Here is a 26,915-nt window from a genome sequence, read left to right on the forward strand (position 1 = left end):
AATTGCCGGTTCTTACTTTAAAATCAGCTCCGGCAAAAGGGAAAGAGGCGGTTCGGTTCCAAAAATTTAATAATTTCAAGTAAAGTTGGGTGTTATAATTATGAATATTAGAGATCTGGAATATTTCAATTCTCTCTGCACGACTAAAAGTTTCACTAAAACTTCAAGACAATTCTATATATCACAACCTTCTATAACCATGGCACTTCACAGACTTGAAAAAGAATTAGATACAAAACTCATAATAAGAGATCATTCCAGGAATGAAATACTGCTTACAAAATCCGGAGAGGTTTTGGAAAACCATATAAAAAATATACTTCTGGAAATAAAAAAAACCAAATCGGAAATAGCCCGTATAAACGGTGACAAGATAAAGCTGGGGGTTCCTCCCATAATAGGTGCATATTACTTTCCACTGATTTTAAAAGATCTGGCTAAAAACGGCCTAGACAAGTGTATTACCCTAGTGGAAACAGGATCCGTAAAAATGAAGGAATTATTGCTAAAAGGCGAAGTGGATATATCTTTCATAGGATCTATAACTCCCATAAAAGAGGAAACAATTAAATCTCATATTCTGACAACAGATGAATTTGCCATTTGTGTAAACAAAAACCATACTTTAGCTAAAAAAGACACTTTGGATTTCAAAGAGCTTTCAGGAGAAAGATTTATTTCTTTAGGTGAAAACTATGTACACAATTATGTTTTAAAAGAATTATGCCGCAAAAATAACATATCCACAAGTTATTTTTACAACACTGATGAAATTCAGACTGCAAAATCTCTAATAGCCTCAGGTCTGGGAGTAGGATTAATGGTGCACAAGGCCGTCAAAGACACAGATGCCATAAAGACGCTGTCTCTCAGAAACCCCATACATTTTTATATATCTCTGGCATTTAAAAAAGATCACCGTATGGTCCCGCAGGAAAAGAAAATCATAGATATAATACTTGATTCAAGTAAAAAAAATTGATATTTAATATAAATGCCTGGAACAATAAACCCCAGGCATTTATATTTTCAAATTCCCTTACTTTTAAAAAATCACGAAAGGTTATAATTTTACAGTCCTCGATTCACCCTTCATGTTATAAAATGTTGCTTCAGCTTCTTCTGCACAGAAAATTTCAAAAGTAGGATCATCAACACTGTAGAGTTTTTTAAGAGCAGGCATTTCCTCCAATGCCGCACGCTTTGAATCCTCAGTTGTGATAAAGCTTGCCTTTCCCTTCAAGCGGATCCATTTATCAGTTCCACATACACCACATATCTCAAATTTAGGGCTGGCCTTCAATTGTTTGTATACATTTTTCTTATTGCTTGTAGAAAAACATAGCTTGTTCTTATATTTCATCACGAATCCAAAAGGTCTTACCTTTGGTTCAGAACCATCTACAGTAGCAAGATAAAAAATAGAACTGTCTTTTAAAAATTTAAGAATTTCATTCATTTTCCCTTTACCTCCCTTAAGTAATCTGCCTTTATTGTTCTATTATATTACATACCTTCATTATAAATTGAGTACAAATCCATGTCAACGTGAATTATAAGAAAATATAAAATATTTCTGTAAATTCCTTTCAAGCATTTAACTACACAAATTTAAGATGAGATTCACAATAACATGCAAACTTCAGCCTTTCTATTTTAAAATTGGCATCTGCCAGTATCTTCGGCCAGCATTTAATATAATCCATCACCTTGATTTTGCTATTATCTAACAAGTCGGTCCATGAGCCATTCCCAATTTTTTTCTTAAGCCAGCGTTCATATTCAGCCTCTGCCAAAATGCCCAATTCCTTTTCCGTAAATTCAATGGCTTCAATTTTTTTACCTTCAGATACGGAAATCAGATCATAATAAACTTTATAGAGCATATCGGGAATATTCCTTACATTATTTCTTACAAATTCCCTTTTATCTTCGCTGAGACTGTTCCAACACCCGTCGGGGGTCAAGTTCATTTTATCACTGCCTTCAAAAATCAACTTGTATCTATAGTTGAAAGCCTCTGAAAGCTGTTCGACTTTCTCGTTAAAAAATTCGTCTCTCATCAAATGGTGGGTGAATTCATCCTCGTCAACATGTAACCTCAGCTGATCTTTAGGCGGTAGATAGGACTGCTCCCACTTTTTTGCATCAGTCAACCTGCTCATTTCCAATATTGCTTCCATGGATCTCGATTCATGTTTATATCTGCTGATTTTCAAAAGTGCTCTCAGCACACCATTGTCTATTTGAGCTTCACCTCTTTCATTTATAAGATGAGGTGCTTTACGTTCCAAAAGAGATCTGAGAAGCATCGCCCTCCGGATGATGAACAATTGATCCCACTGATCGTCCGTTTGATTAAGGCCTAAAATATTTACATAACCTCTTAACCTGCTTATAAAGTCAGGGCCTTTCGCATTTTGAAATTCTTTAAGAAATTTCCCATACTCAGTTTCATCTGAAATATCTCCTCCGCAAAATTCTTCAAATGTGCTGCTGGTTCCCCCTGCAAATACAAAAATAGCTTTCCCTATGGGATGGACGGAATTATCCTCCCTGAACACACCGTCCTGCATGGGAGCCAGAAAATACTTAAGCCATCCCAATTTCTTTTCAAAAGTTGAATCGAATTCATCAAAGAATACCAATGGAATTTTACCTATCAAAGAGATGTCCCTTATCTTGTGAAAACTTATAATCAGATCAGACAATGTTCGAAATTGAGACAAATTAAAATCCAATTTCTCAATCAGATTCGGAGCCACGCAAGAGGCAACCTCCGTTACTCCAAAAGATTTTCCGGAACCGGGTGTTCCGAATACTGCAATTGAAAGAGGCCGTATGCTGTTCTTGGAAAGGACATATTCTGACATGAGATTTTTGATGCTCTTGTAGGCCTCAAATTCGTCTCTGTCCACAGTCTTCAATTTTCCGAACTGTGCTATGGGTATATATTTAAGGGCACTTTCCTCTCCATTTTTAACAATATCATAAGCTATTTCGGCTAAATTGGTAGAGCTCTTATCCTTGATAATATACCAACACGACTGACATTCAGTATTATTCGAATTAGGTATTTCAACATCCTGTATATACTCCTTGTATATGAAGTCATTTTTCCCTTCACTGAAAATTAAAGGACTTGGAAAAACACTTTCCACAATATTCCTGCCAAACCCATACCTGAAATATTTCTGTACGGCCACAATTCCTTCACGTATACCGTCATCAATGGACTTATCGATGGGATCATCCTTGTATTTTCCCAAAACCAGGGACTTTGCCAATCCAGCAACAAAGCAGGAAGTAAGTCCATACATTTTACCCTGAATTCCCTTTATCAAATCTCCCTCAAAAGCGTATGTCAAAAAATATAGTCTGGATTTAGCTTTGGCATTTCCATCATTTCTATAGTATATGGCACCTTCCAGACCCAATGGTATGATAAGACGGCTGCATCTTGACAGGAAAGCAATACTTGGATTATTTTTTATCTGCCAGACAAAGTCCAGTGCCGTCCTTTCCCAGGAAAGATTTTTACTTATATTAACCTCTTTGGAGCGCAAATCATCTCCATTTATAACCACTATAGTATTTTTCATATGAAATTTTTCTAAGTATTTCCAAAGTTTGCTTGAGCTAGAAGGGTTATCCATTTTATATATGATTGCAGGATGTCTATTTAAATTTTTTAAAGCCGAAGGCCAAAATTCATCATTATTATTAAAACCATTGTTTTCATCATCCAATATAACCAAATCCGCATTTTCATCGTCATCTGCAACGGGAAACAGCCCTGGAGCACCAAAAGGTATTTCTGTAAATCCCAAAAATTCTTTTACCCTATAAACTCTGCTTTTATCTTTATACTTGGATGTTGTAGGAAAAAGCCCCAGTTCAATAGTAGAACTTAAAAGCCCCTCCGGTAGATGCTCCCTATCACAGCTTATTTCAGGAGAAATAACGTTAGCTCCCGTTGATAGAGATACAAATTTGGCTAAAAGCAAGGCTTCGCCTTCACTCAGCCTGCTGTATAGATGCGGATACTGCTGCCAGTTCAAGTCGCTGATATACTCATTGTTAATTTTCCAGAATAATAAATTTACACATATATCGCCAGATACGACAATGTTAAAATCTTTTATTTTCACCATTTTCATTTCAGCCACCTTTTCTCCATTTCAATCAAACAATTCTCCATTAAATACTTTTTGTGTCAGTGAGTCAAAACATTCCTGCAATTTTTTCAAACTTTTCTGCAGCTTTTCCCTCTGATTTCTTATATACTGTACTGACGCTGCAAACTTATCTTGAAATTTTACAGGTGGAATAGGCAATTTCAGGCTGCCGATGACTTCAAGATTCAAAAAAGCCTGGGCTTCACCTGCACAATACTTATACAAAATACAATTTTTTAAATAGTTTAATTCATACTCCATAAATATGGGGTTCACCCTATTCTTATCTAATTTCAGCAAAGCCACATTTTTCATGCTGAATTCCTCATGCAGTGGATTAAAAACGGCATTCCCCACACCAGATCCTATGTTGGTATACAATATATCTCCATATTCCGGATCACATCTCCTGTATATTTTCCGATGATCCGCTTCAGAGATAAATTTCAAATCCGACAGATCCAGCTTGAAAGGTTTTATATTCCTGCCTGTAATGAATTTGACCCCATTTTCTCCCTTACGGGGAGTGTCATGAGTACCATCCGTAATCTTATCACAAACATCTTTCAGCTCCTTCTCTTCCCACCCATATTTATTTAACCGCAGATCTCCGAACATATTATAAAAAATACTTTTTATCAGATCTTCCAGAATTTTCATTTGAACTTTTCTCTTATTTATAAGATCTCGAATTTTATCCAATATTTTTACAATCTTGAACTGAGAGTCCAGATCCAGAACCGGTATCAACTGCTCTCCCAAAATTTTATGCCCGAGATGCTTCTGAACCCCGCATTTCATCTGATTTCCAATTATATTTTGAAATTTAATTGACGATAAATAATAAAATAGGTAGTCTCTGTTTAGCAGACTTTGATCAAAGTTTATCTTAAAGAGATTATTGCTAAGCACTCCGTGTCTTCCCCTAAACACAACTCCTGGAGTTCCAGTATTGGCCATAATCAAATCGCCGGCGTTTACCACCTTCTGGCGGTATATGTCCTTTACATATTTTCTCTTGCCATTATCCTTAAAATCAGCAATATATAAATACCTGATATATCCATCGGCATCACTGTCAATCTGTTTACTTTTGGGTATCTGTACTCCCTGCGCTGCAGAACATATCTCCTTTAATTTTACAAATTTCACACTGCATTACCCCATTCTATCAGCTTATCCCCTTATCATAAATAATCAGCGCCGTATATTCATTTTGTGCCTGGGCATATTTTATGTCAATTATTACTCTATCCTTTAGAGTGACTTCAAGAGTATATTTAATCTCGTTTTCTAAATTTTTCAGTGTATTTTCACACAATCCTTTTATTCCTATAACACTACTCCTATATGTTGACATATACAATCATCCCCTTATTGACCTATTAAAACAAGCATCCTAAATGCCGGATGCTTGTCCTGATGTTATGCATATCTTCAGTTAAATTCGAAATCAACAGTTAAGTCCAATTTCATTGGCACTCCACACAGCGTCCATTATATTTGAAGCTTTAAAAGCATCTCCTATTAAATACAATTTCGCTATTTTACCATGTAATTTATTATATAATTTCCTGTTGGATTTAAACCCTACACAGATTACAATGCTGTCGGCAGTTACACTTTGTTTTTTGAACTCCCTGTCAATCAATACTGCACCTTTATCCGTAACTTCAAGAAGTGAATTGCATGTAACAACCTTTATACCATAAAATTTTAGAAGATCTACAAGCATAATTCTATTCATGTGGGGAATTGGCTTTCCTGCACTCAATATATCATCTTTAGCTTCTACAATGGTGACCTTCTTCCCTGATTTTGCAAGATATAGGGCGGTTTCACATCCAACAAGTCCCCCTCCCACCATTAAAACACTGTCTCCGGTTTTTTTGCGACCATTTAAAACGTCCACTGCAGAAAGTACTTTTTCCTTCTCTATTCCAGGTAATTTGAGCTTGATTTCCTTTGCACCTACGGCAACAATGACTGCATCCGGTTTTTCTTTTTCCACAATATCTTCCGTAACTTTAGTATTAAATACTATCTTGATATTGAGCTCTTTCATCTCGTTTCTGTACCAGTTGAGAAGTCTCCTGTCATCAACTTTGAAATCCGGTGAAGAGCCGGGTATGACAACACCACCAAGCTTGTCAGTACTTTCATAAATAACAACATTATGCCCTCTTAAGGTCGCGGTCCTCGCCGCTTCCATACCTGCAATTCCACCTCCTGCAACAAGTATTTTCTTGGGTACGGGGGCAGGTTGTATATTATAATATCTTTCTCTCCCTGCCGCCGGATTTACAGCACAGCTAAGAGGCTTCCCTTCAAATCCCCTCCCCAGACATCCTGTATGACATCCAATACAGGGACGAATCCTCTCAGGACAATTTCCAAGAACTTTCCTCGGCCAATAGGGATCCGCAAGAAGCGGTCTTCCAAGTCCGACCATATCAGCTGCACCCTCTTCCAGAGCCTTTTCGGCTATTTCAGGCATACCCAGTTTTCCTGCAACTATAACGGGAACCTTTACAGCTTTCTTAAGTTTTTTCGTATAGGGAAGATAAAGCCCATCCTTCTGATAAAGCGGCGGATGAGACCAATACCAGGCATCATATGTTCCAACATCTGTATTCAATTCATCATATCCTGCCTTTTCCAATATCTTTGCAGCTTCGATTCCCTCTTCCAGGTCACGACCTTTTTCTTTAAAATCTTCCTCCGGAAGACCTCCCTGCCGCCAGTCCTTTATACAGCTCTTTACACTATACCTCAGTCCTACAGGAAAATCATTCCCCAATTTCGATTTTATACCCTGAACTATTTCTATAGGCAGCTCAAGCCTCCCCCTAAGATCTCCTCCATATTTGTCAGTCCTTCTGTTGAATATGGAAAGAGTAAATTGATCCAGCAGATAACCCTCATGGACAGCATGTATTTCGACTCCGTCAAAACCGGCATGTTTTGCAATTTCAGCACCCTCAATAAACTTTGTCACTATCCATTCCACTTCTGAAGTGGTAAGTTCCCTGCAGGTAACAGACGGGTCCCAGTAATTGGGAATATTTGAAGCAGAAACAGGCTGTGCTGCAAGAAGTGTTCCCGGAGCCCCGCTTCTTCCGAAACCCATAGTCAGCTGGAGAAATATCTTTGATCCATAAGCATGTACCCTTTCTGTCATTTCAGATGAAGTCATTATAAATCGCGCTGGATTTATAGATATGATCGGAATTATGCCAGGTACCACCTTATCTAATTCGTTTTCAACTTTTGTAATACTTGTTATAATAAGCCCTGTTCCGCCTTTAGCTCTCTCTACATAATAATCAGCGGCCCTCTGATTGTAACATCCCTCATTGTCTACAAGTCCAAAGGCTCCCATAGGTGCCATAGATATCTTATTTTTAATTTCCACGCTGCCTATTTTCATAGGCTCAAATAAAGACTTTTTACTCATATAATTACCTCCATTTGATTTATTTCTTCAATTATAAACCTAATTATTCCAAATTGACAGCTTTTATAATACCTTTTTTAAATGATTTACAGGATAACTTATTTTTTCCCCTCTGACAAATTTCAGGGATTCCTCTGCCACCTTTCTCTCAAGATCATGAGATGCCTCCTCTGAATACCATGCCATGTGCGGCGTTACAATTACATTTTCATATTTGAGCAGATCCCTGTTAGCTTCTCTTCCTTCATTTTCCAAGCAATCCAGTGCGGCTCCGGCAATCTCTTTATTCTCAATAGCTTCCTTTAAATCTTCTTCATTTATAATTCCACCCCGGGCTGCATTTATTATAAATGAAGTGTTTTTCATCTTTTTGAATGATTTCCTGTTAATCAAATTTTCATTGTTTTCAAGAGGACAATGAATGGAAATCACATCTGAATTTTCTAGAATTTCATCCATTGTCACTTGAGTGACAAATTCATTTTGTTTTGTTTTTTTATAAAATGGATCATATCCTATGATCCTGCATCCCAGCGCCTTTGCTTTTCCGGCAAAATTCAAACCTATCCTTCCAAGCCCGATTACCCCTACAGTTAAAGAAGATATTCTCCTTACAGGAATTGCTCTGACATAATCCCATTTTACATTTTTCGTATAATTGTTCATGATTACAATTTTTCTCGTGAGAGCCAACATTAGAGCCAGAGCATGATCCGCCACCTCGTTCGTTCCATAATCGGGGACGTTGCAAATTTGAATTCCCAAGTCCGTCGCAGAATCCACATCTACATTGTCTACACCAACTCCATAGCGTATAACCATTTTCAGTTTTGGAATATTTTCCATTACTTTTCTGGTAATTGGAACATATTGATTTATAATAACATCCGCATCCCGGCATTTTTCAATTACATCATCCTCACTTGCACATTGTTCCAGTCTGAAATTGATATCTTTCTGATTCAGAATTCTCTTTTCAATATCAACACTGTCGTGATCGCAGTCGCTTATCACTATTGTTTTCATTTTTAAAACATCCCCTTAAAAAAGCATATAATTTTAATTCATTTATATCAATTTTATATCAAAAAAATAAAAAAATCACAGAGAATTGATTATTCTCCGTGACTTTTCAATTTTTATTTTTGAAAGAAAAGATCTATGTCGTCTTCCACCGATCCTATACCTGCAATTCCGAAGTTCTCAACCAGTACTTTGGCTACATTCGGAGAGAGGAATGCAGGAAGTGTAGGTCCAAGGTGAATGTTCTTTATTCCAAGGTACAGAAGTGCCAAAAGTACTATTACAGCCTTCTGTTCATACCATGCAATATTGTATACAATTGGAAGCTTGTTGATATCATCAAGCCTGAAAATCTCTTTCAGTTTTAGTGCAATTACCGCCAGAGAATAGGAATCGTTACATTGTCCAGCATCAAGTACACGGGGAATACCGCCGATATTTCCAAGATCAAGCTTGTTGTACCTGTATTTTGCACAGCCTGCTGTAAGAATAACTGCATCTTTCGGAAGTGCTTTTGCAAAATCAGTATAATAACTTCTCGTCCTTGCCCTTCCGTCACATCCTGCCATAACCACAAACTTCTTTATGGCACCTGACTTAACTGCATCTACAATTTTATCGGCCAGGGCAAAAACCTGGTTATGCGCAAATCCACCTACGATCTCACCTTTTTCCAGTTCAACAGGAGGTGTACATTTTTTGGCCTGTTCTATGATCTCGGAGAAATCTTTTTCCTCCCCTATTTCCCCAGGGATATGTTTACAGCCCGGAAATCCTGTGGCGCCAGTGGTATATAGCCTGTTCTTATAACTGTCTTTTGGTGGTACAACACAGTTACTCGTCATGAGAATAGGACCATTAAAGCTTTCAAATTCCTCTCTCTGCTTCCACCATGCATTTCCATAGTTTCCTGCAAAATTGGAATATTTCTTAAATACAGGATAATAATGGGCAGGAAGCATTTCAGAATGAGTGTACACATCTACTCCAGTTCCCCTGGTCTGCTTTAAAAGCATCTCCAGATCCCTGAGATCGTGACCTGAAATAAGTATTCCGGGATTATTTCTAACTCCTATATTCACTTTTGTAATTTCAGGATTTCCATAGGCAGATGTATTTGCCTCGTCCAAAAGTTTCATGCAATTTACACCATATTTCCCGGTTTCAAGCGTCAATCCCACCAGATCATTTACAGTCAAAGAGTCATCCAGAGTTTTCGCCAGTGCTTTTTGTATAAACTCATCAACTTCGTCATTGTCTTTCAAAAGTACATTTGCATGTTTGGTGTAGGCCGAAATCCCTTTTAAACCGTAGGTAATAAGTTCACGCAAGCTTCTTATATCTTCATCTTTAGTGGAAAGAACTCCTACTTTGTCTCCAGCTGCTTTTGCCGCAAATTCACTTTCATCCGAGCTGCCCCACAATGCAGCTTCAGGGAGATTATCCTTATTGTCCAGCTGTTCCAGAAGCTCTCTTTTCTTTTTTAATGTTTCAACAACCCTCGAAGTTATAGCACTTTTATCAAAATTTGCATTCGTTATTGTTGTAAACAAATTAAACGTAACAAGATGATTTACTTCACTGCCCACTTTCTTTCCCTCGGCACGAAGTTTCGTAGCAACTGCAGATATTCCCTTTGTCACATATATAAGTAAATCCTGCATGGCAGCTACCTCAGGCCTTTTCCCACAGACTCCAACTCGAGTACAGCCTTTGCATCCTGCTGTTTCCTGACACTGATAACAAAACATTTTGTTTTCCATGATTATTTCCTCCCTGTTTTTTTATCCGGGATGCCGCCGTTAAAAAATGATAAACACAGCTGCACCCTCTGGATTGTTTCCTCCAAGGCTTAGTTTAAACCGAACAGGCTTTATCTAAACCTGAGAATCACTTTATAAGTCTACATTAACAGGAATTCTAAAAAGCTTCCGTAACATAAGTTACAGAAGCTTCAATTTTTTTATATCCTGAAAATAATTTTTCGTCACTTAGGAAATCTAAAATGTCCTGTTATTTTTGGCATCCAGTACATGATTTCATCACTTTCTCTGGCATAGGGTGGTGAACTGTGTATTATATATGGAACACCATCTGCTCTCCTCTTGTCGGAAACCACAGCTATGTGTTCACTATTGTCAAAAGTCAGGATATCCCCTGGCTGCCATTGTTTCAGATTTTCAAAATCATTTGGCTTCAGCTGGGTAGTAATACTGGCTGCGTGGTTCTTAAAATAAATATAGAGAACGGACACCCTTCTAAAATCTATATTCGGATCAATTTTTCCGTGAACCCCTGCATAATTACCGGGATTATCTCTTATATCTTCATCCACCATATCCTTGAGATTGTATCCTGCATCCCTAAATGCCCTCCACACAAGGTCAGTACACACCCCTTCGCTCTCAGGGGGATATCCGCCTGTATAATAAGCTGATTTATATTTCACCCTTTTATACGCTTCTTTTCTCGCTCCGAGAAGTATATCCTCCTGATCCTTTATGCCATCTCCGTCTTTATCCGAATTATCAAACGATATTGCTTTTTTCAACTTTTCATCAATCGTATCCTTCTCCTGTATTTTTGGTGTATCTACACCGTAAAACACATTTTTATGTACAAAAAGTTCAAATCCCGCAGCCGTCAAACAAATCAAGCATAAAAACACTATAAAAAATTTTTTCCTCATTTATCAACCTCTTGCTCATAATAATTTAATGTTATCAAATATAAGGAGGCAATGCAATCATAAAAAGTCGTTATGAATTAGGGGTAAATAAACTAAGTGAAGTTGATGGGGAGGGAGGTACAGAAGTAGTAGAATCACTTAAAAATATTGCCCCAGATCTAGGAAAATACATTATTGAATTTGCCTTTGGCGACATTTATACCAGGCCATCGCTGAATTTAAAACAGAGAGAGCTGATCACTCTATCCATACTTGCAGCACTAGGCGGATGTGAAAAACAATTGAAAGTCCACGTTAACGGAGCATCTGCTTTAGCATTTTTCTAATTCTCCGGCAATTTTACGACAATTTCTTACTTGACGGATTACTGTATTGGAAAATATAAACAGTAGTTGAAGGAATATGGATATTCGGTTATAATTAAAATATCAAAGTTGAAGGACTGATTTAAAATGTTAGATAAAAAGGATATTGAGGTATTAAAAGAATTGATACAAACCGAATTAAAACCAGTAAATGACAATATACAGAGCCTAAAAGTAGGGCAAAATAAACATTCCATACTACTTGAAAACATGAATAAAAAACTTAATACAGTAATAGAGGGACAGCAGGCTCAACGGGAGCAGATCGACCGCCATTTTCAAAGGCTGGAGAACAATATGAAAGATGACAATACATTGATTAAATCGGCATTAAAGACGGTATCTGGCGATGTGAAAGATATAAAAAATGATACCAATAAATTAAAAGATGAAAATAAGGAGATAAAAAAGGTCACGGCCAGAAACAATTATGACATACAGTTATTAAAAGAGTCCATATAAAGGACTCTTTCTTTTTATCTTTGCCAATTTTTAGATTCTCAAAGCCATAAATAAATCTCCCTATTTATTCTTTCTTTTCTCTAAGATAGAGATAAGTCAATCCCCAGAAAAGAATAAACCCAAACCCAGTTAACACTGCTGCTGTAATTTTACCATCACTGCTTGACATCCAGCTTTCCGTCATAGGCAGCCTTGAAGCAATTCCAATAAGGCCTAAAATCCATATGAATGGTAGAAAAGGCCACCACATCCGTCCATCCTTCTTACTACGGATAAATACTAGAATAAGGCTTCCAATAAGCATTATAGCTATTACCAAAATGGCAAATGTATTTGACAAATGTATGGTCAGAAGAGTGTGAGGAACAAGTAGTTTAATCAATACGAGAAGGTTTATTCCCCTATCCGAAGAAGTCAATGCACTCAGCAGTTCAAAAAAAGAGCTGATGCCAAAAACCAAGCCTACCAATTTCAATATTTCTTTTCTACTGGATTTGCCAAGATTGTGAATTAATTCATCCGCCGCCAGCTGTGGACTTTTTCCAAAGAATCCTTCAGCAGATTGTCCATCCTCCTGGGCAGAAATTATATCTTGTAAAATCTGCAGTAATAAGTTTTCTATCTCATAATCGTCATAGAATAATCCGGCACTGCGGATGTATACCAGCAGCTGTTCATAATACTCCCTATTTTCATCCGTCAATTTTTTGCGCAATTGATTATTTGTTTTAATAGATTTTTCCACAGAATCATTTTGTTTATTCACACAGTTTCTCTCCTTTCAGGCATATAAGATTATCAACCTTGTACACCAAATCCTTCCACTGTTCAATAAAATCCCTGCAGTGAGCCTTTCCTTCTGGGGTTATACAATAATATTTTCTGTTCGGACCTTCCGGTGAAGATTTCATTATACTGGAAAGATAACCTTGCTTTTCTAACTTTTGAAGCAGTGGATATACGGTACCAGCAACTATTTCATTAAAGCCGTGTTTTTTTAACAGCTGAATCATCTCGTATCCGTATACCTCATTTTCTAAAACAATCAAAAGCACACATCCTTCAAGTACGCCTTTCAAAAGCTGAGTTTGCTTCAAATTATCCCTCCTCACCTCATCTATTATGTAATGCATATTAGTGTTGATATCATTATATAATAATTTATCTATTATGTAAAGCATAATAGATAAAAAATAAATATTATAATCACGTAATTCTTAAGTCCACCTTATCCAGGCACATAGGCACTATTTATTTCAGCTACACATCATGTGCGGTAATCTCCTCCCTATTTTTAACTCTCCTATTATTATATACAGATAAAAGTATTACCGAAATCAAAAGTAAAAGGCTCCACAAAGCTGCTTTAAACAATAATGACACAAATGATATGATGAGTATTGAAATTGCAATTTTCAGTCTGATACTGTGCAGCAGCTTAAATCCAGCAGCTAATCCAATTATTGCATTGGACAGGAAAAACACATTGGCACAGGTTATAATTTTATCCAGACTTATGAAGTTTGCAGCAGACAGGAATAAAATTACAAAATGTATACATACAAGTGTTATGACAGCATTGGCTGGGCTTCCATATCTGTTCATATATGACAGATAGACAGGCAGCTTATTCTTTGTCCCGCGCTGTGCATTCATCCTTGAAACTCCCCCGACTACCATAAGATAGGTACACATGCACAGTCCCGATGCAGCAGCAGTGATTACAGGCAAAGAAAATGAACCAAACAGTGGAGTCATGATTGCCAGTATATCGTGATTATCGGCGGACACATTTTGTATGGAAAATGCAACAATAATATATAAGCTGATAATAACTATTAAACTTACAGTCATTGCTTCAACAAGTGTTTTTTTAGGATTTTTTATATCTTCAATATAGTTGCCTACAATTTCCCATCCTATGATTGCCCAAAATAAAAGTAAAAGAGTATATCCAAATTTGGAAATGGAAAAGGATGTTTGAGGTACATGTACATTTGAAGCAAAAATCAGTGTATATATACTTCCGCAGAATAGCAGCGCAGCTGTAAATCCTGTTAAGATTAAGGTGACTTTCCCCAGAGCTTTTACACCATACATAAGAATCAGGGCACATATGATTTCCATCCCAAATGCGATTATCTCCACTTTTATATTTGAAAGCAGGCTGAAGTTTTTTAAAAATTCCGCAGCTGTAATCAAAACTGCTGTAGGGCCAAAGCAAACTGCCGCTGTGAGAAAATTCGAAGTCAGTTCTCGAAAAAAATTCCCAAAGGCATTCCCAACTGCAATTGCAACACCTTCATTTCCAGGGCTTTTCAGACTTAAGAATATAAAAACATAGGCAAATACAATGCCAAGCAGCATTATAATAATCCAGGCAGCTATTGCCCATCTTCCAACCAGATTGTAGGCAATTGGCGGCAGCAGTATTATTCCCGATCCCAGTACTGAGCCTGCTATGAGGCCGGAAAGTGTTATTGTTCCAATATTTTTACTCATATTTTACATTTAGTGAAAAACTTCACTAAACTTCACCCCCTATCTTTTTTTGATTTGATTGCAGCCAGCTGTAATTTTTCAAAAATTTAATCAAAAAATTTATTGAATTTCCAATAGATTTATATTAGCATAAGATTAACTATTAATAAAATTGAATTATTTGAAAATACAATTCAGTTTTTTTGAAGTAATTGGAGGGATATTATGGAGTTTAGAAATCTGATAACATTTTCGGAAATTGCCCATTTGAAAAGTTTTACCAAGGCAGCAGAAGAATTGGGATATGCCCAATCCACTATTACAACCCAGATTAAACTTTTAGAAGAGGAGCTCGGCATAAAATTGTTTGAAAAGATCGGAAGGAAAATACATCTCACTTCAAAAGGCAAAATACTTCTCAAATATGCAGAAAATATAATAAGTCTTACAGAGGAAGCCAGGGAAGCAGTAGGCGGCATAGATTTTCCCCATGGGATTTTAAGAATAGGAATTGTGGAGTCCCTGTGTACCATGAGGCTTCCGGAAATGCTTAAAAATTATCATATGAAATATCCTGAAGTAGAAATTATAATCAAAGTTGGAGTTTGTTCGGATTTAAGAAGCATGCTCAAAAACAATATAGTTGATTTGGCATTTATTCTGGATAAACCAACTGTTGATCCGGATTTGATATGCTGTGTATCCTACAATGAACCCATGATATTTTTGTCCTCTCCAGTAAACGGGCTTGCTGGCAAAAATCAAATCACAATTGAGGATATCAAAGATGAGCCTTTGATTGTAACGGAAAAGGGCTGCAGCTATAGAAATATTTTTGAGAAAATGTTTCAAAAATCAGGTCTGAAGCCCAATATAGCTTTGGAAGTCGGAAGTATTGAGGCAATTAAAAGTTTTACTATGAGTAATCTTGGAATAACCCTGCTTCCCGTTATGACCGTAGAGAAAGAACTAGAAAGCGGACAGCTTGTTGGATTTGATTTGGACGGATGTAAATTCAATATGGCTACACAAATACTATATCACAAGAACAAGTGTGTAACAGCTGCAATGAAGGCTTTCATATCGGAAGCCAAGAGTTAAGATATGGGGAGATATATACCTATTTTAAAAGGCCATATAACTCCCGACAGACATTTAAACCATATTCTCAGGTTTTATAATATCGTCAAATTGTTTTTCTGTTAAATACCCAAGTTCTACAGCTGCATCCTTCAAACGGATTCCCTTTTTATGGGCAAGTTTTGCAATCTCTGCGGATTTATCGTAACCGATGTATGGATTAAGTCCAGTTACAAGCATCAGGGACTTATCCAGATTTTCCTTCATTTTATCCACATTAGCTTTTATCCCCACTGCACAATTATTATTGAATGAAACAACCGCATCTGAAACCAATCTGACAGATTGTAAAAAATTATATATACACACCGGCATAAATACATTCAACTGGAAATTTCCCTGTGAAGCTCCAAAAGAAATTGCAGTATCATTGGCCATCACCTGGCAGGCCACCATGGTGACAGCTTCGCACTGGGTTGGATTTACTTTGCCGGGCATTATGGAGCTTCCAGGTTCATTTTCAGGAATAGTTATCTCGCCAAGACCACATCTAGGGCCGCTGGCATACCATCTAACGTCATTGGCAATCTTCATCAAATCTGCTGCAAGAGCTTTTATTGCGCCGTGGGCATAGACCAGGTCATCCCTGCTGGTTAAAGCATGGAATTTATTTTCGGCAGTGACAAATCTTGTACCAAGACAGCTGCTAATTTCCTCCGCTACAATTTTGCCGAAATCAGGATGTGCATTGAGACCCGTTCCTACCGCTGTTCCTCCCAGCGCCAATTCTCTCAAACCCTCTATGGACTGTTTTATATTTTTTTCTCCCTTGACGAGCATCTGTTTCCAGCCGCTTATCTCCTGAGAAAACGCTATGGGAACGGCGTCCTGCAAATGAGTCCTCCCTGTCTTGATAATTCCCCTGTTCTCTATTTCAAGATGTTCCATGGTTCCTCTCAATGTATCTATAGCAGGCAGTAATTTGTTTTCTATTTGCATTACGGCAGCTATGTGCATTGCCGTCGGGAAAGTATCATTCGAGCTTTGGGACATATTTACGTCATCGTTTGGGTGAATTACTTTTTTGCCCAATATCTGATTTGCCCTGTTGGCAATGACTTCATTCACATTCATGTTGCTCTGTGTTCCACTGCCTGTCTGCCAGACTACCAGTGGAAAATTGTCATCCAGCTTACCTTCATAAATTTCATCACATACCTGTCGAATTACCTTCGTCTTTTCATCGTCAAGCTTGCCCAGCCTGTTGTTTGCCTTTGCCGCTCCTTTTTTTAAAATGCTGAACGCCCTAATCACTTCTATCGGCATCTTTTCAGTACCGATTTTAAAATTCTCAAAACTTCTCTGCGTCTGGGCACCCCATAATTTATCAGAGGGAACTTTCACTTCCCCCATCGTGTCCTTTTCTACTCTATAATCCATAAAAATGCCTCCCTTTATTCTCCATTAAATATAAAATCCATTGAATATTCCCGGCTTTATAAAGACAGCTCCACGAAAAAATAATGCTGCATTTTATCTGCAAATCTGATAGCTTTTTCATCTATACCCTTTTCCAGTGTCCATGTCATGATGACAAAAACATTTGCCACATAAAGATTTGCCAATAGATCTAATGAAACATCCGTAATCTTTTTATGTTCTTGCAAATATAAACGGCATTGTGAAAAAAGGATCTTTTCAATTTCCTCTCTTAGATCTCCCCTTGGAACGTGAACTTTCAGCAATGTTTTTATCTCCTCCTTATGATGTGAAAATATTTGGGAAACGTCACCTATGATTTTCCCCACGCCGCTGCTTTCAGCCTGTAAAAAACGCATTTCTGCTTTCTTTCCCACAATGCCGGCATAATATCTTACAATTCCTTCCAGAAGATCATACTTATCCACATAGTGACTGTAAAAAGTAGAACGACTTGTCAATGAAGTCTCACATATATTTTTAATTGTAATGCTGTCAAAATCTTTTTTTTGCAGCAATTTGATAAAAGCTGCCTCAATAGTCCGCTTTGTTTTAAAAATACGCACATCTTCCGCCAATCAATTTCACACCTCTTGTACAATTTAATACATTTTTATATATTTTATTCGATTACGAACATATTATATCATTTTAACAATTGTTTGTCCCCTAAAATAACAATATACTCTAGTTGATGGCCGATAGGTCAAATAAATCAATTAAACCGGAGGTATTTTTATGTTCAAAAAATATACAGGCAACGAACAATTTGATCTGCAGATAACCCGTTTTACTTATGATTATGAAAATGATCCAAGGGTAAAAGAAGATTTAAAACAAATAGTACCTGAATTAAAAGATTTTGAAAGCTGGTATAAAAGCTGGTCACATCTTGCTGTGAAACGGGAAAATGAAGGTTTCTACGGAATAGCTTCAAACTATTACAAGGCAGCTGAATTTTATCTGCGGTCCGAAGATCCCAATAAACAGAAAATGTATGAAGGGTACCGAAGAAATTTTTACAAATACTATGATGATTTTAACTACAAAAGATACAAAATTCCCTATGAAAACTTCTTCCTTCCAGCTGTAGAACTGTTCAACCCAAATGCACATAAAACGCTGATTGTTTTTGGAGGCTATGATTCCTATATGGAAGAAGTCATCAAAGAAACTATATTTCTAAAAAATACAGACTATAATATAATTGTTTTTGACGGCCCTGGCCAGGGTACAGCTTTAAAAAACGGTCTGAAGTTCATTCCGAACTGGGAAAAACCGGTCTCGGCAGTAATTGATTATTTCAATTTGAAACGTGTCAGTGCAATCGGCATATCCTGGGGAGATTATTTTGTCATGCGTGCGGCAGCTTTCGAAAAGCGCATAGATAAAGTAATAGCATTCGATATCTTTTATTCCGGACTAGATCCATTGATGAATCGAATGTCCAAGGAAATATGGAATAAGTTCGTTAAATTGTTTGAAGCCGGCAAATCAGCTGAATTCAACAATTTCATAAATAAAATGATGCAGGGCAATATTGATTTGACATGGAAAATAAATAAGGGTTACGAAATTACCGGTGAAACCACACCTTTTGATCTATGTAAAAATTTCAAACGCCACAGCATGAAGGGAATAGGACAATTTATCAACCAGGATGTCCTCTTACTGGCCGGTGAAGATGACCAGTATGTACCAATCTCAAGACTCCCTCAAATCCAGAGGGAACTCTGCAATGCGGCTTCCATTACAACAAAGGTTTTTACCAGGGAAACCGGCGGAGAACAGCATTGTCAGGCTGACAAAATTACTCTTGCATTTGATGAGATCAAAAAATTTCTGAGCTGAGAAAATTTATTTGCAGAGATCAAAACATGCCGTAAAATAAAAAAGCAGTATCCAAATATCTGGATTGCTGCTTTTTACTTTTACAGTCCATTATTCCTTTTTTTCAACGTAATTGTCATGCCAGCTATCCCATTCATGATGGAATCTGCCTTCGAAGGAGCCATCCCCATGTCCTCTAAAGTGATGGCAGCGGCTATGTTTCATAAAATGTTCAAATACCTGTTTGCGCAAATCCTCATTCTCGTCTCCAGACTGCTCTTCAAGCTGCTTTATGATACGCTTCAAATATTCATTGAGGTTGGTCAGTTCTTCATCATTTAAGCAATCAAATATCTTCTCCAGCTCAGACGGTGCATCATCAGTATTATCAGCAGAAGCTGCAGCACCCTTTTCAGTCAGCTTTATATTTAAACTGCGGTGATCCTGCTCTGACGTTTCACGTTTGATATATCCCTTTTTTTCTAACTTGTTCAGAAGTTCCGCCAAAGCCTGCCTGCTCATGTCAAGCAGATAAGTCAATTCTTTCTGGCTCATTTCAGGTTTCATCTTCAAAATAGAAAGTACACGTCCCTGACCTCTATGCGGGTTTCCCCCTGGTCCAAAATTCCTGAAATTCTTTATTTGACACCTGTGCAGCAATGTATGCAAGTGCACGAACTGATCCAAAATTTCTTCTCTAATTCCACTCACGTGAAATACCTCCCTTTTGTAGTTTGAATTACCTAGGTATTCTTGTCAAGTACTTGACTATAGTATAGCAATTCGAAAATATCTTGTCAAGTACCTGACTATAATTTTCAATTTTATTTTTCACAAATACCAATAAAATATTTATGAAATTGAAGATTATCTGTCAGCTCCGGGTGAAATGAAGTAGCCAGCATATTTTTCTGCCTTACAGCTACAATGTTGTCGTCAACCCTGCACAACACATCTACATCACTGCCTATTTCAGTTATATAGGGAGCCCTGATAAAAACCAAAGGTATTTTTTTACTGCAAATTCCATCTATCTTTTTATAGGTCAAAAAGCTGTTAATCTGGCTTCCATAGGCATTCCTTTTTACAGTTATATCCATCACCTGCATATGGGCTTTTTCATCATTTTCAATATTTTTTGCAAGGAGTATCATACCTGCACAGGTTCCCCACACAGGGAGGCCGTTTGTTATTTTTTCCTTGAGTTTGTAAAAAATACCCGTTTTCCTCAATAATTTACCAATGGTTGTACTTTCTCCCCCCGGAAGGATGATCCCCTGAAGATCATCCAGTTCTTCGGGCCTTTTTACCTCGACTGTTTCACAGTGGAGAGCTTTTAAATGATGAATATGCTCTGCTACTCCACCTTGAAGTGCAAGTACTCCTATTTTCATTTTACCAGCCTCTTTCTTCAAATTTTTCATTTAGCTCACTGCAGTTTATACCTACCATAGGTTCTCCAAGATCCTCCGACACTTCGGCAATGCATTTGGGATCGTCATAATTTGTAGTTGCCATAACTATTGCCTTGGCTCTCTTTTCCGGGTTTTCGGATTTGAATATTCCCGAGCCCACAAAGACTCCCTCAGCTCCCAGCTTCATCATAAGTGCTGCATCAGCAGGTGTAGCTATTCCACCTGCAGCAAAATTAACTACAGGGAGCTTCCCATTTTCATGGACAAATTTCACCAAATCAAAAGGTGCCCCAAATTCCTTGGCCAGAGTCATCAATTCCTCCCTTGATGAACTTTTAACTTTTCCTATATCATTCATTATGCTTCTCATATGGGTAACAGCTTGAACTACATCTCCAGTGCCCGCTTCCCCCTTAGTTCTTATCATGGCTGCACCTTCACCAATCCTTCTCAAAGCTTCCCCCAAATTTCTTGCACCACATACAAAAGGAACGTCAAATCTCTTTTTGTCTATATGATATTTATTGTCTGCAGGAGTCAGGACTTCACTTTCATCTATAAAATCAATTCCTATAGCCTGCAGTATTTCAGCCTCGACGAAATGTCCTATTCTGACTTTGGCCATAACCGGAATAGACACGGATGCCTTTATTTTCTTTATCATTTTAGGATCGGACATTCTTGCAACCCCGCCCTCTTTCCTTATATCTGCAGGTACTTTTTCAAGTGCCATAACTGCACATGCTCCCGATTTTTCAGCAATCACAGCTTGTTCAGCATTTACCACATCCATAATTACTCCGCCTTTGAGCATCTGGGCCAAATTTTTATTCAACTCATACTTTGCCATAAATATACAACTCCTCACTTATTTTTTAGGATCATTATAATATACAGGCTATATAATTCAAATGTACCCATACAATTTTATGTTTAAAAATATAATAAAATAAGGCATAAATAACAAGTTCTTAAAAACCATTAATTATACCTTACCTCATTACTATTCAGGATTTAAAAAGCTAATTTTACTTCTCAATCAATAAATTTTAACAACAAAGCTACATTGCATCATTTAAATCATTTAAATCTCTTCCAGTAACATCTTCAGAAACATAAGAACTAAAAAATGTACTCAAAGAGAAAATAATAAGCATTATGGCAACCGGAATCCAACTACCTGAAACTGCTGACACCCAGCTAGCAGCAATTAAAGGACCAAAGCCAGTGGCTACAACACCTGCTATTTCTTTAGCAAGAGATACTAAAGTTACTCTATTTTTTGATCCAAATAATTCACTGAGCGTTACATTTTCTAAAGCAAATATTCCTTGACAACCAACATTCAAGCCAATTACCAGTCCAATAGTTAGTACAACAACATTTTTTGAATTAATCATCATCATCATTGGAATTGCGTAAACTGCCATAGCAAGTGATAAGATCATATACAGTTTTCTCCTCCCAAATTTATCACCAAGATATCCAACCACAGGAATGGTTATAAAAGATATTAAAGATGAAATAATATTAGCATTAGTTGCAACAGTTTTTTGCATTAAAAGAACAGTAACAATAAATCCGGTTAGATATGTTTGCAAAATGCCACTATTACCTGCTTGTCCAAAACGTAATCCTAAAGCAACTGCAAAACTCTTTCTTCCTTTTTTCTCAGTCTTAATTGGTTTACCACTTTTTTCTATATGCTCTCTTTCTTTTAAAAGCAACTTTTTCTTCTCTACCATAACTGGACTTTCTTTAACAAAAATTCTAATTAAAATTGCTACAATCATAACAACAAAGGAAGCAAAAAACGGAATTCTCCATCCCCACACAAGTAAATCGTTTTCGCTAATATTCATTAGAATAATTGACCAAATTAAATTTGCTAATAATGTTCCAGATGAAGTTCCTAAACAAACTAAACTGCCAATTAAGCCTCTATTTTTCACTTTGGAAAATTCAGCAACCATAACACCAGCACCGCTTATTTCCGCTCCAGCACCTAAACCCTGAAAGATTCGCAGTATAACTAATCCAATTGGAGCTAATATACCAACTTTTTGATAAGTAGGCAAAAAACCGATTAATGTTGACGCAAGTCCCATAAGAGTTATAGTAATAAAAAGAACAGTTCTACGTCCCATTTTATCACCAATTCTTCCAAATACATATGCTCCAATTAACCTAGCAACATATCCAGCACCATATGTTCCCATTGACATTATTAAACCCATTGCAGGACTTGAATTTGGGAAAAATACTTTATTAAAAACAATAGCTGCCGCAAGAGAATATAACTGAAAATCCATAAATTCCATCGCAGTTCCAAGCCAACCACTTGCAGCAACTTTAACTAATTCTTTTGTTTCAACCTGATAAGTGGTGCTACTATTTTTTTGCATTTTTATCACACCTTCTTTAATATTTATAAAATCAATTTTTATTTTTTGAATTATTTTAGTTTTAAATACCTTAAAAGAATAAAAAGCAATCTTAACTAATCACCAAAAGTAAGAACCATTTTTTTAACTTCTTCAGGATATTTATCAATAAAATCAAATGCTTTTTGAACTTCTTCAAATTTAAATTTATGTGTAATTAATCCATCAGATTTTAGATTTCCATTTTCCATCAATCTAATAACATTTGCAAATTGATAAGCCTGAAGCCTGCTTCCAACAACAGTCAATTGCTTTTTAGTAATTGGAAGCTGCTTAATTTGAGCATCATCCTCTGAAAATCCAAGTACAACGATAGTTCCTGCTGGTGAAGTTACATCAAAGCCAAGTTCAAACGTTTTTGTAGTACACACAGCATCTATAACTTTATTTACCCCTTCACCATCTGTCCAATCTTTTATTGCTCGCTTTATATTTTCATTTAATACATTAACAACCCTATCTGCTCCATTTTGTTTGGCAAACTCCAGTTTTTCGGATACAATATCACTTATCATTACTTCTGCACCCTTGATTTTAGCTAATTTAAGAATACATATTCCTATCGGTCCTGCTCCTTGAATAAGAAGTTTATCACCAATTCCAACATTGCCCCTAAATGTTGAATTGGCACCTATAGTGTATGGTTCTGCAAGTACTGCTGTATCCCAATCTAATTTTTTATCTAGCACATAACATTGTTTTTCAGGTACCGTAAAATACTCTCTCATACCACCATCTTCATGAACACCAAATACACTTAAATCTTTACAAACATTAGGCATTCCATGACGACATGCATAACATTTACCACAATATTTAATTGGTTCAACTACAATGTGGTCTCCTTTTTTTAAACTTTTTACACTACTGCCAATTTCAACAACTTCTCCAACAACTTCATGTCCCATAACCCTAGGTAACACAGCTAATGGATTTTCGCCATGGTATAGATGAACATCTGATCCACAAATACCAACTCTTTTTGTTTTTATTAAAGCATCGTTAGCGTTTACAATTTTAGGCGTCTCTTCCTCTTCTAATCTCAAATCATCTTTTCCATAAACTCTCGCTATTTTCATAATATTTCCTCCTAATTGTTAATTTATAATAGTTGATGTTATAATTAAATTTGTTTATATTTCTTATTAGACATTTTCACATAATTGATCATATAAAATTTCCACTATTCAATATGATCAACTATGTGTAAAAAATGTCTATTTTTTATCGATTTCTATTGTTCATCTTTGTAATAGCTTCCCAGAGTCCATTTAAATATGCTGCTCCGAGAGCTCTGTCATACAGACCATATCCGGGTCTTGCTTTTTCACCCCAGATCATTCTTCCATGGTCAGGTCTTATATATCCATCAAATCCCACATCATAAAACGCCTTCATTATTTCAAACATGTCAAAACTTCCATCACTGGAAAGATGAGAAACTTCATGAAAATGCTTCTCTGATAATATTTTTATATTTCTTACATGTGCAAAATGTATTCTTTTTTTAGCACCAAAATATCTTATAAGTTCAGGTATATTGTTTTTAGTACTGGATCCCAGCGATCCGCTGCAAAGGGTAATACCGTTGTACGGACTGTCCACAAGTCCTATTATTCTGTCCAGATTTTCCTTTGAATGTACTATTCTTGGAAGTCCAAATACATTCCATGCAGGATCATCAGGGTGAACGGCCATTTTTACATCATATTTTTCACATGTAGGTATTATAGCTTCAAGAAAATATTTATAATTTTTGAATAATTTTTCTTCATCCATTCCATCATACAACTTTAAAACATTCTTTAATTCTTTAAGTCTGTCAGGTTCCCATCCCGGCAGCAAAAATCCATTTGAATTTTTTTCAGTATTCTCCACAAGTTTTACGGGATCCATCCCTTTTAATTTGTCATCGTCATAATACATGACTTCAGAACCATCAGGAAGCTTGTACGCAAGATCTGTCCTGAGCCAGTCAAACACAGGCATAAAATTATAACATATTACCCTTACTCCGGACTTCCCTAAATTCTTTATCGTCTCCTTATAGTTCTCTATATATTTATCTCTCGATGGCAGCCCAAGTTTGATATCCTCATGCACATTGACGCTTTCAATAACCTCAAGCTGCAGCCCATGGCTTTCTATATTGTTTTTGTACTCAAGTATCCTCTCCATGGGCCATACTTCTCCTGCCGGAATATCAGGCAAAAATCCCGCGATCCCCCTAACTCCGGGTATTTGACGTATCTGATCCAGCGTAACACTGTCATCATTTTCACCAAACCACCTAAATATCATATTCATAAAAAACATTCCTTTCAAAATGAATTAATTTAAACAGTCATTCAAGATATTTTTTAAGTGTATTCCTAACTGCATCTTTTCCTTCAATCATTTCTTCAAAGTATTTCTCGATTTTTTCTCCAAGACCGAGTTTGCACAAGTCAATTCCAAATATATCTTTATTTGAAAGTATCGGCTTCAGAGTACCCTTCTTGTACTTTCCTCCCAATTCAACATCTCTCAAATATCCCTGCAGCATTCCAATAAGAGGATCAGAACTCACTTCAAATTTCTCTCCCTTGTCATTTATTCCAAGTAAATACCTGCACCAACCTGCAATGACAAGCGGTATATATTTCAGAGATTTCACATCGAGATTACTGTTTTCAGCATATGCTTTAATTGTTTCTCCAAATCTTATTCCAACTTTTTGGGATGTATCTGTCGCTATTCTCTGTGGTGTATCAGGTATATATGGATTTGGAAGTCTTGTTTCCATAACTTCCTTTATAAAATCCTGCGGTTTTATTATTTCGGGATCTGACACAACTGGAAGTCCCTCTTTATATCCAACTTTATTTATAAGTTTTACTATTTCCCTATCCTTCATTTCATCTGCAATTAAAGTATATCCAAGCAAACAGCCAAATACCGCCATTGATGTATGCAGTGGATTAAGACACGTACATACCTTCATTCTCTCAACTTTTTCCACAGTTTCCCTGTCTGTAAAATACACCCCTGACTTTTCAAGCCTGGGCCTTCCATTTGGAAAATCATCTTCTATGACAAGATACTGCGGTCCCTCTGTATTTACAAAAGGTGCTATATACGTGTTTTTCCCAGTTATAATGGGTTCCATTCCATTAATTCCAAGCTTCTCTAGCTTTTCTTCTACTGATTTGGACGGTCTTGGTGTTATTTTATCTATCATAGTCCAGGGAAATGTAACTTTGCTCCTGTCGTCTATATAGTTCAAGAATTCTTTTTTAACAGATCCATTTTCAAACCATTTATACGCAATTGTTTTTACTGCATTATAAAGTTTCTCGCCATTGTGTGAACAATTATCCATGCTCACCATCGCAATTGGCAAACTTCCCGCCTTGAATCTCGTATAAAGCAGTGACGAAACCTTTGACATAACATTATTTGGTGCAGATGGACCCCCTTTTATATCTTTTTGAACTTCATCTGCAAAATTCCCCGACAGGCCCTTCAAGTTGTATCCCTTTTCAGTTATTGTAAAACTGGCCATCTGAAGTGAAGGCTCTGAAAATATCTGATTTAACCTTCCCCAGTTTTCCTCTTTGCCGCTGTCTCCGATTACACTCTCTCCCACACTTGCAATTACAGTATTATCGAGACTTCCATCCGGATTCATGATGACTTGAATACTCAAATTGTCATGAGGCTTATAGATTTCATCTATGATTTCATAATCATATGTCTCAACTGCAGTTATTCCTGATTTTTCCCCACCTTCATCAAGAAGTTTCTGCTGAAGTGCTGCTATAAATCCCCTGAATATATTTCCTGAACCAAAATGTACCCACACTGGATTCTCCATGGTGTTTTCGCACATTTTTTGATAATCAAACTGAGGAAGTTTGATCTTGGCGCTTTCCCATTCAGACTTCTTTTTTATGTTTTCTTTATCTAAGATTAGCATTTGTTACCTCCTGCCTCCTTATAATTTCTTTTTATATAATAATTACAGATAATT

At 36.7% G+C, this 26,915-nt stretch carries 24 protein-coding genes and 1 pseudogene; 5 read left to right on the plus strand and 20 right to left on the minus strand.

Annotated elements, in window-relative coordinates:
• Nucleotides 1–100 precede the first annotated feature (100 nt).
• Nucleotides 101–982, plus strand: coding sequence for a LysR family transcriptional regulator (locus tag AB8S09_RS13805; RefSeq protein ID WP_294183816.1), 882 nt, complete (start codon nt 101–103; stop codon nt 980–982).
• 81 nt (nt 983–1,063) lie between these two features.
• Here AB8S09_RS13805 and AB8S09_RS13810 read toward each other — a convergent pair whose 3' ends face one another.
• From AB8S09_RS13810 to AB8S09_RS13845, 8 genes are all read right to left on the minus strand, one after another.
• The gene (locus AB8S09_RS13810; RefSeq protein WP_294183817.1) at nt 1,064–1,459 is read right to left on the minus strand and encodes a pyridoxamine 5'-phosphate oxidase family protein; all 396 of its coding nucleotides are present in this window, start codon (nt 1,457–1,459) and stop codon (nt 1,064–1,066) included.
• Nucleotides 1,460–1,601: 142 nt separating this feature from the next.
• Nucleotides 1,602–4,151, minus strand: a complete 2,550-nt coding sequence (locus tag AB8S09_RS13815) for a phosphate acetyl/acyltransferase (RefSeq protein WP_294183910.1) — start codon at nt 4,149–4,151, stop codon at nt 1,602–1,604.
• A 30-nt stretch (nt 4,152–4,181) separates the two neighbouring features.
• Nucleotides 4,182–5,330: a restriction endonuclease subunit S gene (locus tag AB8S09_RS13820; RefSeq protein WP_294183819.1), complete on the minus strand. Its 1,149-nt coding sequence runs from the start codon at nt 5,328–5,330 to the stop codon at nt 4,182–4,184.
• A gap of 19 nt (nt 5,331–5,349) precedes the next feature.
• On the minus strand, nt 5,350–5,538 hold the full coding sequence (locus tag AB8S09_RS13825; protein ID WP_294183820.1) for a hypothetical protein: 189 nt from the start codon (nt 5,536–5,538) through the stop codon (nt 5,350–5,352).
• Between the two features lie 93 nt (nt 5,539–5,631).
• A complete protein-coding gene (locus AB8S09_RS13830; RefSeq protein ID WP_294183822.1) occupies nt 5,632–7,635 on the minus strand; it encodes an oxidoreductase in 2,004 nt (667 codons plus the stop codon).
• A 63-nt stretch (nt 7,636–7,698) separates the two neighbouring features.
• On the minus strand, nt 7,699–8,661 hold the full coding sequence (locus AB8S09_RS13835) for a C-terminal binding protein (protein WP_294183824.1): 963 nt from the start codon (nt 8,659–8,661) through the stop codon (nt 7,699–7,701).
• Nucleotides 8,662–8,774: 113 nt separating this feature from the next.
• Complete coding sequence (hcp, locus tag AB8S09_RS13840; RefSeq protein WP_294183827.1) at nt 8,775–10,421, minus strand: hydroxylamine reductase; 1,647 nt, start codon at nt 10,419–10,421, stop codon at nt 8,775–8,777.
• Nucleotides 10,422–10,645: 224 nt separating this feature from the next.
• Nucleotides 10,646–11,347, minus strand: a complete 702-nt coding sequence (locus AB8S09_RS13845; RefSeq protein ID WP_294183828.1) for a DUF1287 domain-containing protein — start codon at nt 11,345–11,347, stop codon at nt 10,646–10,648.
• Nucleotides 11,348–11,406: 59 nt separating this feature from the next.
• Here AB8S09_RS13845 and AB8S09_RS13850 point away from each other — a divergent pair.
• Both AB8S09_RS13850 and AB8S09_RS13855 read left to right on the plus strand, forming a co-directional pair.
• Nucleotides 11,407–11,652: pseudogene (locus AB8S09_RS13850) on the plus strand (carboxymuconolactone decarboxylase family protein); the annotation flags it as partial.
• A gap of 147 nt (nt 11,653–11,799) precedes the next feature.
• On the plus strand, nt 11,800–12,174 hold the full coding sequence (locus tag AB8S09_RS13855; protein WP_294183829.1) for a hypothetical protein: 375 nt from the start codon (nt 11,800–11,802) through the stop codon (nt 12,172–12,174).
• A 64-nt stretch (nt 12,175–12,238) separates the two neighbouring features.
• Here the strand turns inward: AB8S09_RS13855 and AB8S09_RS13860 are convergent, their stop codons facing one another.
• From AB8S09_RS13860 to AB8S09_RS13870, 3 genes are all read right to left on the minus strand, one after another.
• On the minus strand, nt 12,239–12,940 hold the full coding sequence (locus AB8S09_RS13860; protein ID WP_294183830.1) for a DUF1129 domain-containing protein: 702 nt from the start codon (nt 12,938–12,940) through the stop codon (nt 12,239–12,241).
• A complete protein-coding gene (locus AB8S09_RS13865; protein WP_294183831.1) occupies nt 12,933–13,271 on the minus strand; it encodes a PadR family transcriptional regulator in 339 nt (112 codons plus the stop codon). Before AB8S09_RS13865 ends, AB8S09_RS13860 begins: the two co-directional genes overlap by 8 nt.
• 163 nt (nt 13,272–13,434) lie before the next feature.
• Nucleotides 13,435–14,676 carry an APC family permease gene (locus AB8S09_RS13870; protein ID WP_294183833.1) on the minus strand — a complete coding sequence of 414 codons (1,242 nt, stop codon included), beginning with the start codon at nt 14,674–14,676 and terminating at the stop codon, nt 13,435–13,437.
• Nucleotides 14,677–14,880: 204 nt separating this feature from the next.
• Between AB8S09_RS13870 and AB8S09_RS13875 the strand changes: the two genes are divergently transcribed.
• Entirely contained in the window at nt 14,881–15,756 is an 876-nt protein-coding gene (locus tag AB8S09_RS13875; protein ID WP_294183835.1) for a LysR family transcriptional regulator, read from the plus strand.
• A 54-nt stretch (nt 15,757–15,810) separates the two neighbouring features.
• On the opposite strand, the gene fumC is transcribed toward AB8S09_RS13875, so the two are convergent.
• On the minus strand, nt 15,811–17,175 hold the full coding sequence (gene fumC, locus AB8S09_RS13880) for a class II fumarate hydratase (protein WP_294183836.1): 1,365 nt from the start codon (nt 17,173–17,175) through the stop codon (nt 15,811–15,813).
• A gap of 56 nt (nt 17,176–17,231) precedes the next feature.
• Nucleotides 17,232–17,792 carry a TetR/AcrR family transcriptional regulator gene (locus AB8S09_RS13885; RefSeq protein WP_294183838.1) on the minus strand — a complete coding sequence of 187 codons (561 nt, stop codon included), beginning with the start codon at nt 17,790–17,792 and terminating at the stop codon, nt 17,232–17,234.
• 160 nt (nt 17,793–17,952) lie between these two features.
• Here AB8S09_RS13885 and AB8S09_RS13890 point away from each other — a divergent pair, with 160 nt between their 5' ends.
• A complete protein-coding gene (locus tag AB8S09_RS13890; protein ID WP_369869331.1) occupies nt 17,953–19,065 on the plus strand; it encodes an alpha/beta hydrolase family protein in 1,113 nt (370 codons plus the stop codon).
• A gap of 90 nt (nt 19,066–19,155) precedes the next feature.
• Here AB8S09_RS13890 and AB8S09_RS13895 read toward each other — a convergent pair whose 3' ends face one another.
• The 7 genes from AB8S09_RS13895 to AB8S09_RS13925 form a co-directional block, all read right to left on the minus strand.
• Nucleotides 19,156–19,755, minus strand: a complete 600-nt coding sequence (locus tag AB8S09_RS13895) for a MarR family winged helix-turn-helix transcriptional regulator (protein ID WP_294183841.1) — start codon at nt 19,753–19,755, stop codon at nt 19,156–19,158.
• 113 nt (nt 19,756–19,868) lie between these two features.
• The gene (gene pdxT, locus AB8S09_RS13900) at nt 19,869–20,438 is read right to left on the minus strand and encodes a pyridoxal 5'-phosphate synthase glutaminase subunit PdxT (RefSeq protein ID WP_369869339.1); all 570 of its coding nucleotides are present in this window, start codon (nt 20,436–20,438) and stop codon (nt 19,869–19,871) included.
• Between the two features lies 1 nt (nt 20,439).
• Nucleotides 20,440–21,315, minus strand: coding sequence for a pyridoxal 5'-phosphate synthase lyase subunit PdxS (gene pdxS, locus AB8S09_RS13905; protein WP_369869340.1), 876 nt, complete (start codon nt 21,313–21,315; stop codon nt 20,440–20,442).
• A 205-nt stretch (nt 21,316–21,520) separates the two neighbouring features.
• A complete protein-coding gene (locus tag AB8S09_RS13910; RefSeq protein ID WP_369869332.1) occupies nt 21,521–22,864 on the minus strand; it encodes an MFS transporter in 1,344 nt (447 codons plus the stop codon).
• A 95-nt stretch (nt 22,865–22,959) separates the two neighbouring features.
• Nucleotides 22,960–23,982, minus strand: a complete 1,023-nt coding sequence (locus AB8S09_RS13915; RefSeq protein ID WP_369869333.1) for a zinc-binding alcohol dehydrogenase family protein — start codon at nt 23,980–23,982, stop codon at nt 22,960–22,962.
• A 145-nt stretch (nt 23,983–24,127) separates the two neighbouring features.
• On the minus strand, nt 24,128–25,210 hold the full coding sequence (gene uxuA, locus AB8S09_RS13920; RefSeq protein ID WP_294183871.1) for a mannonate dehydratase: 1,083 nt from the start codon (nt 25,208–25,210) through the stop codon (nt 24,128–24,130).
• A 37-nt stretch (nt 25,211–25,247) separates the two neighbouring features.
• Nucleotides 25,248–26,861 carry a mannitol dehydrogenase family protein gene (locus AB8S09_RS13925; protein WP_294183872.1) on the minus strand — a complete coding sequence of 538 codons (1,614 nt, stop codon included), beginning with the start codon at nt 26,859–26,861 and terminating at the stop codon, nt 25,248–25,250.
• Nucleotides 26,862–26,915: the final 54 nt, after the last annotated feature.

The sequence above is a fragment of the Clostridium lapidicellarium genome (genome assembly GCF_041224415.1).
Classification (GTDB): domain Bacteria; phylum Bacillota; class Clostridia; order Clostridiales; family Clostridiaceae; genus Clostridium_B; species Clostridium_B lapidicellarium.

What these genes read in the sequence shown, in the direction of transcription:
- AB8S09_RS13830 (WP_294183822.1), bottom strand. Translation starts at nt 7,635, where the DNA reads ATGAGTAAAAAGTCTTTATTTGAGCCTATGAAAATAGGCAGCGTGGAA.
- pdxT (WP_369869339.1), bottom strand. Translation starts at nt 20,438, where the DNA reads ATGAAAATAGGAGTACTTGCACTTCAAGGTGGAGTAGCAGAGCATATT.
- AB8S09_RS13915 (WP_369869333.1), bottom strand. Translation starts at nt 23,982, where the DNA reads ATGAAAATAGCGAGAGTTTATGGAAAAGATGATTTGAGATTAGAAGAG.
- AB8S09_RS13810 (WP_294183817.1), bottom strand. Translation starts at nt 1,459, where the DNA reads ATGAATGAAATTCTTAAATTTTTAAAAGACAGTTCTATTTTTTATCTT.
- AB8S09_RS13825 (WP_294183820.1), bottom strand. Translation starts at nt 5,538, where the DNA reads ATGTCAACATATAGGAGTAGTGTTATAGGAATAAAAGGATTGTGTGAA.
- AB8S09_RS13910 (WP_369869332.1), bottom strand. Translation starts at nt 22,864, where the DNA reads ATGCAAAAAAATAGTAGCACCACTTATCAGGTTGAAACAAAAGAATTA.
- AB8S09_RS13875 (WP_294183835.1), top strand. Translation starts at nt 14,881, where the DNA reads ATGGAGTTTAGAAATCTGATAACATTTTCGGAAATTGCCCATTTGAAA.
- AB8S09_RS13845 (WP_294183828.1), bottom strand. Translation starts at nt 11,347, where the DNA reads ATGAGGAAAAAATTTTTTATAGTGTTTTTATGCTTGATTTGTTTGACG.
- AB8S09_RS13835 (WP_294183824.1), bottom strand. Translation starts at nt 8,661, where the DNA reads ATGAAAACAATAGTGATAAGCGACTGCGATCACGACAGTGTTGATATT.
- AB8S09_RS13805 (WP_294183816.1), top strand. Translation starts at nt 101, where the DNA reads ATGAATATTAGAGATCTGGAATATTTCAATTCTCTCTGCACGACTAAA.
- hcp (WP_294183827.1), bottom strand. Translation starts at nt 10,421, where the DNA reads ATGGAAAACAAAATGTTTTGTTATCAGTGTCAGGAAACAGCAGGATGC.
- AB8S09_RS13925 (WP_294183872.1), bottom strand. Translation starts at nt 26,861, where the DNA reads ATGCTAATCTTAGATAAAGAAAACATAAAAAAGAAGTCTGAATGGGAA.
- uxuA (WP_294183871.1), bottom strand. Translation starts at nt 25,210, where the DNA reads ATGAATATGATATTTAGGTGGTTTGGTGAAAATGATGACAGTGTTACG.
- fumC (WP_294183836.1), bottom strand. Translation starts at nt 17,175, where the DNA reads ATGGATTATAGAGTAGAAAAGGACACGATGGGGGAAGTGAAAGTTCCC.
- AB8S09_RS13870 (WP_294183833.1), bottom strand. Translation starts at nt 14,676, where the DNA reads ATGAGTAAAAATATTGGAACAATAACACTTTCCGGCCTCATAGCAGGC.
- AB8S09_RS13890 (WP_369869331.1), top strand. Translation starts at nt 17,953, where the DNA reads ATGTTCAAAAAATATACAGGCAACGAACAATTTGATCTGCAGATAACC.
- AB8S09_RS13855 (WP_294183829.1), top strand. Translation starts at nt 11,800, where the DNA reads ATGTTAGATAAAAAGGATATTGAGGTATTAAAAGAATTGATACAAACC.